The 15434-nt window shown below is 68.9% G+C and carries 21 protein-coding genes; 4 read left to right on the forward strand and 17 right to left on the reverse strand.

Annotated features, from left to right (window positions below; genetic code table 11):
- Positions 1-5 precede the first annotated feature (5 nt).
- The 9 genes from ACFFQA_RS20300 to ACFFQA_RS20340 all read right to left on the reverse strand — a co-directional run bounded on the left by ACFFQA_RS20300 (position 6) and on the right by ACFFQA_RS20340 (position 2931).
- A complete protein-coding gene (locus ACFFQA_RS20300) occupies positions 6-305 on the reverse strand; it encodes a hypothetical protein (RefSeq protein ID WP_377854332.1) in 300 nt (99 codons plus the stop codon).
- Complete coding sequence (locus ACFFQA_RS20305) at positions 302-550, reverse strand: hypothetical protein (RefSeq protein WP_377854334.1); 249 nt, start codon at positions 548-550, stop codon at positions 302-304. Before ACFFQA_RS20305 ends, ACFFQA_RS20300 begins: the two co-directional genes overlap by 4 nt.
- A complete protein-coding gene (locus ACFFQA_RS20310; protein WP_377854336.1) occupies positions 550-882 on the reverse strand; it encodes a hypothetical protein in 333 nt (110 codons plus the stop codon). Before ACFFQA_RS20310 ends, ACFFQA_RS20305 begins: the two co-directional genes overlap by 1 nt.
- Before the next feature lie 87 nt (positions 883-969).
- Positions 970-1143 (reverse strand): hypothetical protein, encoded by a 174-nt coding sequence (locus tag ACFFQA_RS20315; RefSeq protein WP_377854339.1) that lies wholly within the window; start codon positions 1141-1143, stop codon positions 970-972.
- Between the two features lie 40 nt (positions 1144-1183).
- Positions 1184-1504: a hypothetical protein gene (locus ACFFQA_RS20320; RefSeq protein ID WP_377854342.1), complete on the reverse strand. Its 321-nt coding sequence runs from the start codon at positions 1502-1504 to the stop codon at positions 1184-1186.
- 41 nt (positions 1505-1545) lie between these two features.
- Positions 1546-1872 carry a hypothetical protein gene (locus ACFFQA_RS20325; protein WP_377854345.1) on the reverse strand — a complete coding sequence of 109 codons (327 nt, stop codon included), beginning with the start codon at positions 1870-1872 and terminating at the stop codon, positions 1546-1548.
- A 35-nt stretch (positions 1873-1907) separates the two neighbouring features.
- The gene (locus ACFFQA_RS20330; protein ID WP_377854348.1) at positions 1908-2162 is read right to left on the reverse strand and encodes an NUDIX hydrolase; all 255 of its coding nucleotides are present in this window, start codon (positions 2160-2162) and stop codon (positions 1908-1910) included.
- A 17-nt stretch (positions 2163-2179) separates the two neighbouring features.
- Positions 2180-2650 carry a transcriptional regulator gene (locus tag ACFFQA_RS20335; protein ID WP_377854351.1) on the reverse strand — a complete coding sequence of 157 codons (471 nt, stop codon included), beginning with the start codon at positions 2648-2650 and terminating at the stop codon, positions 2180-2182.
- Positions 2650-2931, reverse strand: a complete 282-nt coding sequence (locus ACFFQA_RS20340; RefSeq protein ID WP_377854354.1) for a hypothetical protein — start codon at positions 2929-2931, stop codon at positions 2650-2652. The genes ACFFQA_RS20335 and ACFFQA_RS20340 overlap by 1 nt, the downstream gene beginning before the upstream one ends.
- Positions 2932-3638: 707 nt before the next feature.
- On the opposite strand from ACFFQA_RS20340, the gene ACFFQA_RS20345 reads away from it, so the two are divergent.
- On the forward strand, positions 3639-4436 hold the full coding sequence (locus ACFFQA_RS20345) for a GntR family transcriptional regulator (RefSeq protein WP_377854357.1): 798 nt from the start codon (positions 3639-3641) through the stop codon (positions 4434-4436).
- 659 nt (positions 4437-5095) lie between these two features.
- On the opposite strand, the gene ACFFQA_RS20350 is transcribed toward ACFFQA_RS20345, so the two are convergent.
- Genes ACFFQA_RS20350 through ACFFQA_RS20360 form a run of 3 tightly spaced genes read right to left on the reverse strand, consistent with a single transcriptional unit; the run spans position 5096 to position 6764 of the window.
- A complete protein-coding gene (locus ACFFQA_RS20350) occupies positions 5096-5737 on the reverse strand; it encodes a hypothetical protein (protein WP_377854360.1) in 642 nt (213 codons plus the stop codon).
- 2 nt (positions 5738-5739) lie between these two features.
- Positions 5740-6186, reverse strand: coding sequence for a hypothetical protein (locus ACFFQA_RS20355; protein WP_377854363.1), 447 nt, complete (start codon positions 6184-6186; stop codon positions 5740-5742).
- A gap of 59 nt (positions 6187-6245) precedes the next feature.
- Positions 6246-6764: a hypothetical protein gene (locus tag ACFFQA_RS20360; RefSeq protein WP_377854366.1), complete on the reverse strand. Its 519-nt coding sequence runs from the start codon at positions 6762-6764 to the stop codon at positions 6246-6248.
- Positions 6765-6881: 117 nt separating this feature from the next.
- On the opposite strand from ACFFQA_RS20360, the gene ACFFQA_RS20365 reads away from it, so the two are divergent.
- Positions 6882-7493, forward strand: coding sequence for a GNAT family N-acetyltransferase (locus tag ACFFQA_RS20365; RefSeq protein WP_377854369.1), 612 nt, complete (start codon positions 6882-6884; stop codon positions 7491-7493).
- A 1727-nt stretch (positions 7494-9220) separates the two neighbouring features.
- Here ACFFQA_RS20365 and ACFFQA_RS20370 read toward each other — a convergent pair.
- Entirely contained in the window at positions 9221-9877 is a 657-nt protein-coding gene (locus tag ACFFQA_RS20370; RefSeq protein ID WP_377854371.1) for a response regulator, read from the reverse strand.
- Positions 9874-11187: a sensor histidine kinase gene (locus ACFFQA_RS20375; RefSeq protein ID WP_377854374.1), complete on the reverse strand. Its 1314-nt coding sequence runs from the start codon at positions 11185-11187 to the stop codon at positions 9874-9876. The genes ACFFQA_RS20370 and ACFFQA_RS20375 overlap by 4 nt, the downstream gene beginning before the upstream one ends.
- Positions 11188-11596: 409 nt before the next feature.
- On the opposite strand from ACFFQA_RS20375, the gene ACFFQA_RS20380 reads away from it, so the two are divergent.
- Positions 11597-11830: a hypothetical protein gene (locus ACFFQA_RS20380; RefSeq protein WP_377854377.1), complete on the forward strand. Its 234-nt coding sequence runs from the start codon at positions 11597-11599 to the stop codon at positions 11828-11830.
- Entirely contained in the window at positions 11827-13662 is a 1836-nt protein-coding gene (locus ACFFQA_RS20385) for a S9 family peptidase (protein ID WP_377854380.1), read from the forward strand. The genes ACFFQA_RS20380 and ACFFQA_RS20385 overlap by 4 nt, the downstream gene beginning before the upstream one ends.
- Before the next feature lie 59 nt (positions 13663-13721).
- Here ACFFQA_RS20385 and ACFFQA_RS20390 read toward each other — a convergent pair whose 3' ends face one another.
- The 3 genes from ACFFQA_RS20390 to ACFFQA_RS20400 all read right to left on the reverse strand — a co-directional run bounded on the left by ACFFQA_RS20390 (position 13722) and on the right by ACFFQA_RS20400 (position 15388).
- On the reverse strand, positions 13722-14192 hold the full coding sequence (locus tag ACFFQA_RS20390; protein WP_377854383.1) for a Dps family protein: 471 nt from the start codon (positions 14190-14192) through the stop codon (positions 13722-13724).
- Positions 14193-14257: 65 nt separating this feature from the next.
- Positions 14258-14803: a DUF1707 SHOCT-like domain-containing protein gene (locus tag ACFFQA_RS20395; protein ID WP_377854386.1), complete on the reverse strand. Its 546-nt coding sequence runs from the start codon at positions 14801-14803 to the stop codon at positions 14258-14260.
- A gap of 9 nt (positions 14804-14812) precedes the next feature.
- On the reverse strand, positions 14813-15388 hold the full coding sequence (locus tag ACFFQA_RS20400; RefSeq protein WP_377854389.1) for an NADPH-dependent FMN reductase: 576 nt from the start codon (positions 15386-15388) through the stop codon (positions 14813-14815).
- Between the last annotated feature and the right edge of the window lie 46 nt (positions 15389-15434).

Below are 15434 nucleotides of genomic sequence, written 5' to 3' on the forward strand. Positions count from 1 at the left end.
CACGCTCACCGGGCACCTCCGCTGAGCCGGTCGGCGGCGCGGTCGTCCTCGCGGGCGCAGCGGTCCTGCAGCACGAAGGCGTGCACCAGCGGGGCCGCGAACGGGGTGCCGTAAAGGTGCTCGTGGAGGTGGGCGTATGCCTCGGCCAGGGCGCGGCGGGTGGCGGCCAGCTCCCGCAAGCGGCCCGGCGTGACGTCCTCCAGGAAGGCGGTGGTGGCGGCCTGCTCGGCCTCCCGTGCCTGCTCGACCTCGGTGAGCACCGGGGTCGGGACCTGCACCGTGATCGTGGTCATCGTGTTGTTCATCGGGTGCTCCCGGAGGGCATGACCGGCTGGAAGCGCCGATCGGGGCGGGCCGCAGACGCGCGGCGGAGGTAGGTGCGGCCGTGGCTGGAGGCGTTGGCGACCTGCTCGGAGACCACCGCGAGCAGGGCGGCGGTGCTGGAGAGCGCGCGCAGGGCGAGGGTGAGCCCGCCCAGCACGAGCCACATGACCAGGGCGAGCGCGGTCATCTCGCGGAAGAACGCGGCTATCTCTCGCAGGCGCAGCATCACGCCACCGCCTTGCGGGCGGCGGGGATCGTCCCGCGCTCGTCGTGGTGGCCGCAGTGGGTGCAGGCGCGGACGGTCACCGCGCACCGGCCGCGCCCGTCACGGGGGTGGCCGGGGGTGGCGGTGCAGGGGCAGGGCCGGTAAATCGGCGGGAGGCGGTGGCCAGCGGCGGCGCAGGCGCAGTGCGGACACAGCAGGCGACCGGCGGCGGTGACGATGTAGCCGGAGCACAGCAGGTCCCGGACCTGCGCGGCGTGGCTGGTGGTGTCGAGCCGGGTCTCGGTGCGGGTGCGCCCGCAGTGCGCGGACAGCACAAAGCTCTGTCGTACCATGGGGTTTCCCTCTCTACGAGGAGTGGAGTGGTGAGGCCCGGTCCGGCGGGGTAGCTGCCAGGCGATGACCGCCGGACCGGGGCACCGCTACTTGTCGCGGGTCAGCACCAGCGCGTCCGCCGCGAGCGTCACGCGCTTGCTCTTGCCGATGAGGTCGATCTCCCGACCCCGGTCCACCTTCTCGACGACGATGAAGCCCTTGTTCTCGGCGAAGACGAACTCGCCCTGGCGGACGTGGCGGGCGGCCTTGGACGTGGCCATGCGAGCGTTCCTTTCGTTGTGGTGCAAGCGAATCAGCGGGCTAGCGGGAACCGAACACGTCACAGCGCTGGACGCTCGTACCCGTGGCGCGCAGCGTCGAGAGCTTCGCGTGGACCCACCGCGCGCCCTGAGCACGAGCGCGGTTGTGGCGGTCGGCGGAGGTGACGACACAAGCGACCTCCGCCGACTGTCCGGACAGGTGCGCGCACAGCCGCTGGATGGCGGCGAGCCCTTCCGCCTTGGCGTTGGCCTGTGACCGCGCGGTTCCCGACACCATCCGCTCATCGACGATGGCCGTGTACTGCCACTGCGAGCTGTTCTCACGCTGGCTCATCAGCAGCACGATCGCGGGGTTCTTCACGTTCTCCTCATTCCTGTTGTCGTGCAACGGCTTCACCCCCACTAGCGGGGGGTGAAGATGGTGTGGGTGACCTGGAATTCCTTGCGCTTGACCTGGGTGAGGTTGTCCATCACCCACGCCGGACCCATGCCCTCCAGGAACGGCGCGGTGTCCGCGTCGGTCTCGATCTGGACCAGGTCGACGTCCCCGGGCGGCAGGAGCTTGCAGGTATCGCGCACGTCCTGCCGCACGCGGGCGAGCGTCGAGGCGTAGCCGCGCGGGCCGAGCGCCACCATCGGGCGGTGCGTGCACATCACGGTGGCGCACCAACCGGTCTGCGCGGTGTCGGGGAACACGAGCACGACGAACGCGGGCTTCTTGCGGCTCATGACATCCTTTCGTTGTGGCGCAACGGTCCCGCTGCTCAGCGGCGCAGCGTGGCGAGGACGGTCAACGCGTTGCGCAGGATGCGCACGTGGTCAAACGCGAGCGGGACCTCGCCGGTGAGCGCGTCGGCGACCGGCACCCACTTGACGTTCTTGGCGTCGTCACCGGCCCGGGCCTTGAGCAGCGAGGGCACAGCGGCGGTGAAGTCGAAGCTCCTGACCTCACCGCGCGGGTCGCGGCCGGGCTCGTCGTAGAGGCCGAAACAGAACGGCTTGCCATTCCATGGCCACATACGCGCGGCCCACAGGCTCACCCGCCGAGAAGCGCGGTCAGGAACGCAGAGACGGCGAGCCAGCCGATGTGCCACGACTGATCCAAGGCGTAGGACCCGGTGCCCAAGCTGGGGTTGTCGTCGCGGCCGGGGCGGGGAGCGCCGAGGGCGTAGAACCCGGCCTTGCCGGTCGCGGCGGCCAGCCGAGCGAGGGTGTGCCTGCGGTCGGCCCAGTAGTGCGTGAGCGCCGACACCGCTTGTCCCACCACGAAACCGAGCGGGCTGACCGCCACATCGGCGAAGACGAGGGCGACCAGCAGCGTCGTCAGCGCGGTCCCGGCGGTGTAGGTCGCCACGTGCGAAGCGCACGCGAGCCGCCCAGCTCGGTTCTCCGTCCTACTACCGCAACGGCCTTTGTTGGCAGCCTGGTGGCTGGTCTGGCCCCAGTGGTCCATGACCAGGTGCGCCGCATACAAGGCGACGAAGACCACCGCGAACGTCGTACCCATCAGGCGGCCTCCGTCCCGGCCGGGACGGGCGCCGTGCGGTGCACACGCAGCACCCGGACCGTGGCGCCGAGACGACGCTGCATGATCCGGCGCTCCCGGCGCTCGGCCGCGCTGTCGTCCAGCAGTGCCGTGGTCGGTGCGGGCGGCGGGGCGTGGTCCAGCTCCTCGTACACCTCGCGCAACAGGCGGTTGATGCTGGACTCGGTCAGCCCGTCCGGGCTGTGCCTGGGGGTCGAGCGGAACACAAGGTCGGTGGGCTTTCGGAGCGGGAATGCGGACATGCTGAAACCTCCAGGGGCATAAGGGAAAAGGGGGAAGCGCGTGGGGCTCGTGGACCTCCCGCCTATCCCCACCAGCCCGTCAGCGCGGGCTGGTGGGAACCGGCAAGCCACGAGCAGGCTTGGGCTTCTCGTCACCGACCGGGCGTCGTCATGGTCGGGACAGCGGACGCGGCAACCCCCCGTGCCAATGAGTGGTGAGCCGATCTCGGCGCGTCCTTGCGCAACATCAGGTGAACCAGCCGAACCCGTTGGAAGCGCTCGCTCTCGCGCTGAAAGCGGAAGGTCCTCACTGGCGACGCATCGCGCTACGCGCCGTAGCCCGAACCGGGACACCTGACATCGATGGAGCCCGCGCGAACGCGAGCCATATCTCACGTAGCGAGTACGCCACTGCCAGACCCTCCCGGGTCGGACGTACTGGCCCCTGGTGGAGCGACCGCCTAACGCCGCGTGAGCGGCGGTGTCGGTGTGGCTTGGCGCTTGCTGTGCCGGGCGCCACATCAACAACGGGAATGAAGCTAACAGTTGTTATGAGTGCCGGTCAACTGTTAGGTGTGAACTTGACCAAACTCGCGTTCTACCTGCGAAAACGCAAGGAGAAGCCTGTTAGGGATCTGGTAGGGTCAGCAGACCAGGGGCCCAGTTGTGGAGGTGGCATGTCAGCCGACGGCTCACGCGTCTCGCGGAGCGAGTCCCTGCATCTACAGGTGGCTCGCAACATCCGGAACCAGATCTCCGCAGGCGTCCTTCGCGACGGGCAACCGCTGCCGTCTACGCGGGACATGGCGGAGGAATGGGGAGTGAGCGTCTTCACGATCAACGAGGCAATGAAGACCCTTGCCGAACAGGGTCTTGTGACAAGTAAGCCCCGTGCTGGAAGAGTCGTAACGGCGCCAGACCAGGCTTACCGAAATGAAATCCGGGGCGCACAGCCTCAGGTTCTACTCATAGGCGGATACGCGGGAAGCGGCAAGACTGAACTGGGTCGAATTCTGGCCCGCGAGAGCGGTTGGCCTATGCTCGATAAAGACACGTTGACTCGCCCAGTGGTTGAGGCAGCATTGGAGACGCTGGGCTGCTCACCCAATGACAGGGAGTCAGAAACTTACATTTCGCGCATTCGCCCGCGCGAGTACGAAGCACTCATAAGCGCCACCCTTGAGAACCTTCAGTGCGGTAACAGCGTGATCGCAACCGCCCCATTCATTCGCGAGTTCGGCGATCGTGCATGGATCTCAAGGGTTCAGGCTCAATTCTCCGACCTGAATGCAAATCTTTCACTGGTATGGGTTTATTGCGACATGGAGACCATGCGCACTTATATTCGCCAGCGCGGCGCCGCCCGAGATGCATCCAAAATTGAGAACTGGGAAACGTATTCGAGTGCGCTCAACATCGACTTCCGGCCAGCCGTAGACCACGTGGTTATCGATAACAGCTCGTCCGGTTCGCCTCTGCAAAAGCAGGCCCGAGACCTGGTAAATTCGCTGCCTAGCGCGGGGTAAATCATGCAGAGAGGCGTCATTATCTACGGGCCGCCCGCATCTGGGAAAGACACCGTTACACAGTCTCTAATCGGGATTTCGGGCTCCTACCTGCTGCACGCGAGACTCAAGGTGGGCAGTGGAAGAATGTCCACCTACACGCAGATTTCGCACGATCATCTAGAATCCCTCCGCAGCTCAGGGAGCGTAGTGTGGGAAAATCGTCGCTACGGCGCCACTTACGTCATTGAACAGCAGGCGCTGAACCTCGACCTGTCGCGCTCAATTCCCGTGATTCACGTTGGCCAGCCCGGGGCAATCGAAGCAATTAAGAGATCAGCTCCTGCTAGATGGCTCGTTGTCTGCTTGTGGTGCAGTCGAGAAGTCGCATATTCTCGCATTGTGGAGCGGTCCACGGGCGACACCGAAGCCCGCTTGCGGGCGTGGGATGAGACAGAACCGCTTCCGGGTGCCGACCTGATTATTGACACTGGAACCACAAGCGCGTCTACCGCCGCATCCCTAATTCATCATGCGATGAATTAGGGATGCGGCAGAAGCCAAAAAGCCCCGACCTCTCCCGATACACGGGGAGGTCAGGGGCTTTTTTCAGTTGACGTGTTTCAGGAATTCATTTGCGGTGATTCCGGCTTGGCGAGGCTTGCCAGCACGGCGGGCGGTCAGCGCAGCGGGGGCGGGGGCTGAGTGGCCAGCCAGTCCAGCACCGCCGCCTGGAGTGCCGGCCACCGCTGCGCCTCGGCGGCGGGGTCCAGCCCCCACCGGTGGCCGTCATGGCACACCCATGGCCGCCACGCGAGGGTCGTCGTGTCGGGGTCCAGGGCGGCGTAGTGCGGCTGCAAACCCGCCATCAGCGCGTCGATGCTGGGCCGGTCTTGCGGCGGGGTGTGGGACCAGGCGTGCAGCGGCAGGACCGCCTCCGGGTAGACCAGGGGGTGGGTGCTGGTGTGGCCGTCAGGGCAGGTCATCTCCGCGCGGACGCCGTCCAGCCCGGGCTCGGTCCAGGCCCGCACCGCCAGCGGCCCGGTCGCCACGCAGTCCGGGCAGGCCGCGGCCACGCCCATCCACTCCAACCCGGCCAGGCCGACCACGGACCACTCCTGACACTGCGCGGGCGTGTCCGGGCGCACCCCGTACGGCTCGTACACCCGATCCCCGGCGGCGACGAGTTTGCGCAGCGAGGCAGGCCGGTCCCCGGTGGCCGTCAGGTGCGCGACAGCGGCGTCCCGCAGGGCGGCGTGGTAGTCGGTGCGCTGCTCTTGGCCGTCGAGGTCGACCTCGATGACCCGCCACCCCAGCAACATGGTCAGAACGTCGTCTCGCCGGACAGGACGCGCGCGAGTCGGTCTCGCGCGTCGGGCAGGTCCTGCTCCGGACCCCACTCGCAGGCACCGGCCTCGGCTGGCATGGGCGCGCGCTGCACCAGGCTGGCCCACTCGCGGGCCGCGTCGGGATCGGGCGCGGCGGCGAGGGCCTGGTCCACGGCGGCGACGAGCTCGGCGTGTGGCAGCGCGACCAGGGCACGGAGCCGGGCGGGGTCGCCAGCGGCGACGTAGGCCAGCACCGCACCCGCGGCCAACGCGCGCTGTTCGCCGCCGCCGAAGATCCGCATGCCGGGCCAGGCCGGGGCGAACAGCGCCTCGGCGCCATCGACGGCGCGCTGCCACGTGGCGCGACTGACCTTGCGGCGCAGCGCCTGGGCAGCGACGGCGAGCGGGACCTGCCCCGAGTGGATGCTGATCTCCATCTCCATGCGTGCCAGTCTCCCGCCCCAGGGCCGTCGAAGGCCACCCCACCGACGCGGGTTGCGGGTCAGGTGTCGAGGTTGCCGACGACCTCGCCGATCCCGGCGAGCAGCTCCTGGCGGCGGACGCGGAGCAGCGCGTCGCAGCGCTCTCCCAACCTCGCGTCCTGGCGGTGGTCGACGTCGGCGAGGTGCCGCGTCCCGACCTCCAGGCACCACCGGCGGAACCGGCCCGGCTCAGCGCCGCCTTGGGCGAGCAGTCCGGCGAGCGCGACGTGGTCGGCGTGGCCGGTCTCGGCGGGGCCGGGCACCACGGTGGTCAGGCGCCGGGAGTCGACGACGTCCAGGACGACCGCGGCCAGGGACAGCCCGGCCAGCTGGTCGGGGTGGGTCACCTCGGCGATCGGGAGCGCGGTGCGGGCGGCCACGGCGAGCGTGCCGTGGGCGTAGGCCACCGCCGTGTAGCGGGCCCACTCCGGCGGCTGGGTGTCCCAGGGAGCGGGGTGGACGGCCAGGTGCCACTCGACGACCGCCTCGCCCCAGGCCAGTGCGGCGGTCCAGGGCGTCCAGGTGTGGGTGTCCGTCACGTTCTCAACCTAGGCCGCTGACCAACGGAGAGGGCCCGCTGGTGCTTCCCCCACCAGCGGGCCCGTGCCCAGCGTGGAGGCCACGACCATTGGGCATACGCCAGCATAATCGAACACATGAGCGAACGTGGCTTCGGGGTGGGGCGTGCCTGTGACCCGGTCGACGAGGTCCCGGTGGTCGGGCGGATGCGGTACGCGCCGAACAGCGGCGGCGGGTACGCCGAGGTCACGCCGCCGAGGTGTCCCGCCGGGCACGTGCTGGGGCTGGGGCGGGTGCTGCTGGGGCAGCACTACGGGGCGCGCCGGCGGCTCTACACCTGCGTGACCTGCCAGAGCACCGGCGCGAGCGGGGCGTCCTGGAGCGTGGCCGACCAGCCGGTGATCGTGACCGAGCGGTTCAGGCCTGGCGACGCCGTCGAGGGTGCGGTGGTGACGCTGGAACTCCACGTCCACGGCGTCCTGGTCGGGGACCTCGACTACCGGCTCTGCATGCCGTGTCGGCTCGGGGTGATCGAGCACATGCGGATAGCCGCCGACCACCGGCGACGAGGCCTGGGTACCCAGCTCGTGCGCACGGTTCTCGACCGGCACGCGGCCGTGGCGTGGACGACCTCGCCCGTCGCCCCGGGCGCGGCCCAGTTCTGGGAGGTCGTCCTGCCCGCGTCGGGTCGTCCTGGCGATGCCCGGTACTGCGCGCACATGCGCGCCGCCGACGACCAGACGTCGTGACCAAGTCGGCATCAGCGCGACGCCGGGGCAGCAGTCAGCGGTGTGTTGGCGGCGCCGCCCACTCTGGGCCTGTCATCTGGACGAGGCCTACTACCAGTTCTGACTATGGCTTTTGCCAACGCTTCACCTGGAGGGCAGACAGATTCCGGGCCACGCCTATGCCCGGGCTCTGACCTGGAGTTTCTCCGCTCCGGCCTCTTGATTGAAATGGCGGTTTGTGTCCTCGGAAAGGAAGTTCCCTCTCCGGCAGGGCTGCCGACGGGTACTGGTGCTGTTTCCTCCTTTAGGATCGCGACCAGCGTTCCAGTGCTTGTTCTTCCGGCTTCTCCGGCGCTCTCCGGTCCTAACCCGGGTCGCCTCTCCTGCTGCCGGTACGGCTCACGAACCCGTGACCCGGCCGAAGAGTGAGGAGAAGCAGTTTCATGACAGAGCAGGCACGGAACGAGGAGGGGACACCGCGAAGACCTGCGTGGTGGCGAGACCGACAGATCTGGGCCACGGCCTGCGAAGCAGGTGGCCGGGTGTGTGACGCGGCGATGATCGTCTATAGCGATCAGCCCGGCACGCACGCGGCGGCCGGGCTGACCGGACTCGTACTTCGCTGGACAGCTCAGCAGCTGAACTAGCGGTGTATCCAGGGCCAGGGCCTCAGAGAGTTCTCGGTGGTCACAACACCGAGCTGGGGTCCTGGTCCTCCTACCTGGCAACGACGCGCACGATCACAATGCCGTCCACATGAGTTGCCATTCAAAGGGTAACTTGACATGGAACGCAATGTCTTCTGAGGGACCCGACAAACTTTGCCACTGACGCAAGTTCACGCACCCGCATGAAGCTGCTAGCAACGCCTCCACCAAGGCAAACACCGATGCCCCTCAGGCAAGTTGTTGCACCGACGGCAACGACCGGAGCAACCGAACCCGCTGCACGAGGTGAGCGTGCCCGTGCTGGCCTCCGCTCGACGTCAACTCGCGTGGACACAGTCCGAGGTCCCGGACAGCCGGTAGCCCGTCCCGCAGGGCCAGGGCGTAGCCAGCCATCGCGATGATCGTCGCAGCCGCGCGACGGTTGTAGTCGTTGAAGATCGCCCGCTCGGCCAGCTCCGTTCCTCACCCGAGAGCTTCGTCCCACAACCGCCTCTGCCCGGTCATGCCTCGAACCGTAGCGGCAGGCCACCCGGCCACGCCGAGCGTTCACACGCCGTCTCACAGAGCCGTGAGAACGCCGGAGAACGCCGAACAGCGGCCCCCCGGTGGGATCGGACCCCTGAACCAGCAGCAGACGAGCTGCCCTACTACCTCCCCAGGGGCTAGTAGGGCCCCAAACCTGGGACCGTAGGCACCGGGTTTGCGGGTTTGCGCCGGGTTTCGCCGGGTTTGACGTCCGCCCCAAACCCGGCACCCATCAGCCCTGGTCAGAGCACCCGCGACCAAGATCAACCGGGTTTGCGGGTTTCTTTTCGACTCTGAGAAGAGTTGGGTTGTAGTTGGGAGGGACCGGGGGTGGCCGCTGGGAGAAATCTGGGAGAGAAACCTCTCCCAGGGACCTCCAACGGCCAACGTGGACCAACAGCGACCAACGGCCTGACCAGCTCTTTTACGGTTGCTAGCAGGTCGCGAGCAGCCCGGGACCTTGTTCGGGACGAAGAGGTCGCAGGTTCAAATCCTGTCACCCCGACGCAGATCAGGGCCTGTCCATTGCGGACAGGCCCTGACTCGTCTCCGGGGTCAGGCGAGGGGGCCGTCCCGCAGGTAGGCCAGGACCGCGAGGACCCTGCGGTTGCTGTCCTCCGTCGGTGGCAGGTCGAGCTTGGCCAGGATGTTGCCGATGTGCTTGCCCACAGCGGCCTCGGAGATCACCAGGTCCGCCGCGATCGCGGTGTTGGAATGCCCTTGGGCGATCAGGGCGAGCACCTCCCGTTCGCGTGGGGAGAGGCGCTCCAGGGGGCTCGCCCGGCGGCGCAGCAGCTGGCGCACGACGGCCGGGTCGACCACCGTGCCGCCGTCGAGGACCTTGCGCAGGGTGCCGATGAACTCCTCGACGTCGACGACGCGATCTTTGAGGAGGTAGCCGACGGCCCGTCCGTTGTCGGAGTCCAGGAGTTCGGCCGCGTAGCTCAGCTGGACGTACTGGCTCAGCGCGACCACCGGCAGGCCGGGCCGGGTGCGGCGGAGTTCCACGGCTGCCCGCAGGCCCTCGTCGGTGAAGCCCGGGGGCATCCGGATGTCGGTGACCACCAAGTCCGGGCGGAGCTCGGCGACAGCGGCCTTCAACGCCTGTCCGTCACCGACCGCCGCGACGACGTCGAACCCGAAACGGCTCAACAGACCCGCAAGGCCTTCTCGGAGCAGGACGCCGTCTTCGGCGAGGACGAGCCTGTTCACGTGCACGGGAGCTCCACGGTCACCGTGGTGGGACCGCCCACCGGGCTGGTGAGCGCCAGCGTGCCGCCGACAACGGCCACGCGATCGGCCAGCCCGGTCAGGCCGGTGCCGCGCAGGGGATCGGCCCCGCCCCGACCGTTGTCGGTGATCGTCATCTCCAGAGTCCCGCCGCGACCGCGCACCACAACCGCGGCGGCGGGGGCTCCGCTGTGCTTGGCGACGTTGGCCAGTGCCTCCGCGACGACGAAGTACGCCGTCGCCTCCACGTGCGGCGCCGGTCTCGTTGGCACATCGGCGTCCACCTCCACCCGCAACGGTGAGCACCCGGCCAGCTCGTGCAGCGCCGCGACGAGTCCGCGATCGGTGAGGACCTGCGGGTGGATGCCGTTGATCAGCTCCCGCAACTCCGTCATCAGCTGCTTGGCCTGGTCGTGCGCGGCGCCGACGCTCTGGGTCGCCGGTGAGTCCGGCGGCAGGTCCACGCGCGCGAGTCCGAGTTGCAGGGTGAGGCTGACGAGCCGTTGTTGGGCACCGTCGTGGAGATCCCGTTCGATGCGGCGGCGCTCCGACTCGAAGGCGTTGACCAACCGTGCCCGGGAGCGCGACACCTCTTCCAGCTCGGTGCGCAGTCCGGCCTCGGCGGTCCTGCGCAACAGGCACCGTGCGACTCGGCCGTGCGCCTCTGCCAGGAGTGTCCACACCGCGGGCAGCGCGAGGATCAACACCAACGCGCCGATCGCCCACGGCACGGCATCACGGGTGGATCGGAGCTCGATGTGCCCGAATGCCAACGCAAGCCCGTTGTCCCCCAGCAGGAAGGGGCTCGCGACCGCCGTCGCGAGCACCATGAGGAGCAACGCCAACGCCCCGTACAGCATCGGGGCTACCACCGCCAAGAGCAGGGAGTACGCCAGTTCACACCAGGAACTGGTTCTCGTGTAGCGCGTCTGGAGCCACGCGCGGAGTCCCGAACCGGAGGTCTCGCGCCAAATGCGCTCGGCAGGCATGCGGTCGATCAGCTTCAGGCGATGGCGTTCGCACGCCGCCACCGGCGCAACGAGCACCGGACCCAGCACCGCGACGAGCACGACGCCCAGCGCCGCGAGCAGCACCGCCGACCACCACGTCTCCCCTTTTCCACTGACCGCAGTGAGCAGGGGCAACCCCGGCAGCGCCAGGGCGGCCAGCGCGACGCAGGAAACGGCGGGAGTGGTGACCACGTGCGCCAAGGCGCGCCAAGGGCGGCTCGTGAACAGAAAATGCGGTGAGACAAGGGTTTTCAGCGATGACAGGTCAGGCGGAGTGCTCATGTGCCGAAGCTAGACCGCAGTCCACGTGCGAGCCCAGGTGTTTACGCGTAGTTCGAAGGTATGGCTTTCCCTACCCCGGACCGGGTCACTACGCGTAGTGCGGGCACGCGGCGGCGGTTGGTGGACTCGTGCCGTCTCCCAGTCAGAATGGCAAGACCGCCATGGCGTTGAGAACTCGATCCAGATTTGCCGCGACGGCGTTCATCGTCGGGCCGACGCAGTTCGCGGTGGCCAACGTCGTCGGCCAACTCGCGTGGACAACTCCGTTCAGCCTGGCGGACAACAACATCAGCGACCTGGGGCATGTGCACTGCGCACCGTCGAAGGAGGGAGTCCCGAGGTTCGTCTGCTCCTCCCGCCGGAGCTGTGGCGTCCGAGCTGGGTCACTCGGATCGGGCGTGCACTGCTGTTGTGCGGCGGAGCCGGGTTCGTCCTGGCGGGCCTCGCCCCCGCCGATGTCAACCTGACTCCCCACGTCATCGGCGCTTTCCTCATCATGGGCGCGGGCAACACCGGTCTGGCCCTCACCGGGTTCGCGCGGCGCGGCAGCCAGCTCTGGTTCGTCGTCCTGGGTGCCCGCCAGCTCCGGTCGGTCACGTCGCCACCACCGAACGCCCGCGTTAAGGCAGGATCGGACACGTGACGGACCACCCCAGCACGGACATCCCCGAGCAGCTCTTCGACGACCCGCAGGCCGAGGCCCGGTGGAAGGAGCGGTTCACCGCTCGCCGCACCTCGCTGCCCGGCTGGGCCGAGGACGCGCCCGACCGCAACCTCTACGTCTCCAACGCCAGCGGAGTGTGGGAGGTCTACGCGTGGGACCGGGCGACCGACACCCACCGCCAGGTCACCGACCGCCCCAACGGCACCTACCACGCCACGCTGACCCCGGACGGTGAGCAGGTGTGGTGGTTCGCCGACACCGACGGCGACGAGTTCGGCTCGTGGGTCGTCGAGCCCTTCGCCGGGCGCGCGGCGGGCACCGAGCCCGCCGAGGCGGTGCCGGGCACGCACGCGGGCTACCCGGCCGGGTTGCAGGTCGGGGCGAAGGTGGTCGCCGTCGGCATGTCCACCGACGACGGCACCACGATCTGGACGGCTCCCGTCGGCGGCGAGGCGACGGTGATCTACCAGAGCGAGCACGACGCGGGCGCGGGTTCGCTGTCCAAGGACGAGCGGCTGCTGTCGATCTCGCACTCCGAGCACGGTGACTCCAGGCACCCGGCACTGCGGGTGCTGCGCGTCGCGGACGGTTCCGTGGTGGCCGAGAAGTGGGACGGCGAGGGCAAGGGCCTGGACTCCATCGGCTTCTCGCCGATCGCGGGCGACCCGCGGCTGCTGGTGCTGCACGAGCGGCGTGGCCGGGAGGAGCTGTTGGTCTGGGACGTGGAGGCCGACACGGAGAGCCTGCTGGAGTTCGACCTGCCGGGCGAGATCGTCGCCGACTGGTACCCGGACGGTTCCGGCCTGCTCGTCGTGCACACACACCAGAGCCGCAACACCTTGTACCGCTATGACTTCGCGACCGGATCACTGTCCGCTTTGGACATTCCAAAGGGGACGGTCGGATCCGCTTCGGCGCGGCCGGACGGGACGATCGAGTACTCGTGGTCCTCGGCGGGCCAGCCGCCGGTCGTGCGCGCTATGGCGACGGACGGTTCGGACCGCGTCCTGTTGGAGCCCGCGGGGCACAAGCCCGCGCCCTCGCAGGACCTCGAAGACGCCTTTGTGCCGACCGTGGGCGGCGACGTGCACGCGCTGGTCGCCCGCCCGGAAGGCGCGGAGGGGCCACTGCCCACGGTCTTCCTGCTGCACGGCGGCCCGCACGCGGCCGATGAGGACCGCTTCTCCGCCTACCGCGCGGTGTGGCTGGACGCGGGCTTCGCGGTGGTGCACGTGAACTACCGCGGCTCGACGGGCTACGGCTCGGCGTGGCGGGACGCCATCGAAGGACGCCCCGGCCTCACAGAGCTGGAAGACGTTGCGGCGGTTCAGGACTGGGCGGTCGAGTCCGGCCTGGCCGACCCGGCGCGGTGCGTGGTCAACGGCGCCTCGTGGGGCGGCTACCTGACGCTCCTCGCCCTGGGTACGCAGCCGGAGCGCTGGGCGGCGGGCGTCGCGGGCGTGCCGGTCGCGGACTACGTGGCGGCCTACGAGGACGAGATGGAGCCTCTGCGCGCCTACGACCGTGCTTTGTTCGGCGGTTCCCCGGAAGAACTGCCCGCGCTGTACAAGGAATGCTCGCCACTGACCTATGTGGACTCGGTGCGGGCGCCAGTGCTCGTGCTGGCGGGCGAGAACGACCCGCGCTGCCCGATCCGACAGATCGAGAACTACCTGGAGCGGCTGGCGGCGCGCGGGTCGAAGTACGAGGTCTACCGCTACGACGCGGGCCACGGCTCGCTGGTGGTGGCGGAGACCATCAAGCAGACCGCGGCGGAGGTGGCGTTCACCCGCCGCGTGCTGAACCTCTGAAGGGGACGGCCCCTCGCGCTGGGGGGAGTGCGCGAGGGGCCGTGACTCGGGGGACGTGGTCAGGTGAGTTGGGCCTGCCACATCCAGCGGGCCTCCTCCAGCTTCGCCGTGACCGCGATCAGCAGGTCCTGGGTGACCGGGTCGGCCTTCTCCGTCTCGTCCACCCTGGCCCTCATGCGCTGGACCACCGTGTCCAAGGCGGCGACCACCGCGTTCACCACGTCGGACGCCTGCTGCCAGCCCTCTGGGAAGCGCGGCACACCCGAGGTCTGCACCACCGTGGCCGCCCGGCCGTCCGGGGAGACGCCGATCGCAGCGGCTCGCTCCGCGACCTGGTCGGTGAACTCCCGGCTCGCCGTGACCAGCTCGTCGAGCTGGAGGTGGACGTCGCGGAACTGCCTGCCCACCACGTTCCAGTGCGCCTGCTTGGCCACCAGGGACAGATCCACCAGGTCGACGAGGGCACCCTGCAACGCGGCACCGGTCGCCTGCGTCGCGGCGTCACTCAAGGGGCTCGTGATCGGACTCATCGTCTCCTCCTCAACTCCGCAGGAGACGGATACCCGCGTACGGGCGCCGCTAACAGCGACTCGGGTCACGTCCGCTTGCTGCGGACCTTCACGTCGCCGAAGAAGGTCTTCGCCACCAGCCTGATCACCGGGGAGCCCGGGATGCGGGGCACCTCGGCGACGCGCAGCTTCTCCGTGCCGAAGAACAGCTTCGAGCTCACCTCGACCTGGACGCCTTCGGGCACCGTCACCTTGATGTCGCCGAAGACCGTGCTGCCGGTGATCTCCACGACGTCGTCGGTGATCACCGCGTTCCGCAGGTCCAGGCGCACGTCGCCGAAGACCGAGGAGACCGTGGTGCCGGAGCGCAGCGCGAACCGGCCGCTGCGCTCGACGTCGTCGAAGACCGAGTTCCGCACACTGCCGACCACGACGACGTTCTCCTGGCCGAGCGGCTCCGGCAGGCCGGTGGTCGCCTTCGCCAGCTCGGTGTGGCTCTCGGCCTGCCAGACCTGGTCCACGCGCTCGGTGAACTGGTCGAGGGTCAGCCTGCCCTGGCCGACCGCGCGTTCCAACGCCTTCTGGGCGTTCTCCTTGGCCGGTTGCAGCTCGATGAGCGGTTTCTCGGTCACGTCACGACTCTAACGAGGGGAAACGGGTTCCCTGCGGGAAAGAGCGAACTCGACGACCTGGCGGCCGATCGTGCGGAGGTTGCCGTTGGCCTTCTCGTCCGAGCAGCAGCCATCGCCGTCGAAGATCACTTCGGTGGAGTTCAGCGCCACGCCGAGCGGGGTCGGCCAGCCGCGGAGGGCGTGCACGATCGCGCGCAGCGCGGTCAGCGTGGTCACCGACGCCTGCCAGCCGTAGGCCGTCGCGACGCAGCCGACCGCTCGGCCGTCGAGGTACGGATGCGGCTCGTCGCGCAGGTCCTCGATGTAGTCGAGTGCGTTCTTGAGCAGACCGGAGACGGTGCCGTGGTAGCCCGGCGAGACGAGGACGACGCCGTCGGCCCCGCGCACGGTGTCCACCAGTCTGCGGGCGGCGTCGGTGCGGGCGGAGACGGCGGGGTCGTAGAACGGCAGCACCAGGTCGGAGCCGGAGATCGCGACCGTGCGCGCCCCAGCCTCCTCCGCTCCCGCCAGGGCGACCCGCAGCGCGCGTTCGGACTGCGAGTCCGCCCGGATCGAGCCGCCGATGCCCACCACCGTGACCGTCATGCACCTGATCCTTCCACCGCGGCCGGGCCGCGAACCGTCGTCGTGA

The sequence above is a fragment of the Allokutzneria oryzae genome, from assembly GCF_042429765.1.
GTDB classification, from domain to species: Bacteria; Actinomycetota; Actinomycetes; order Mycobacteriales; family Pseudonocardiaceae; genus Allokutzneria; species Allokutzneria oryzae.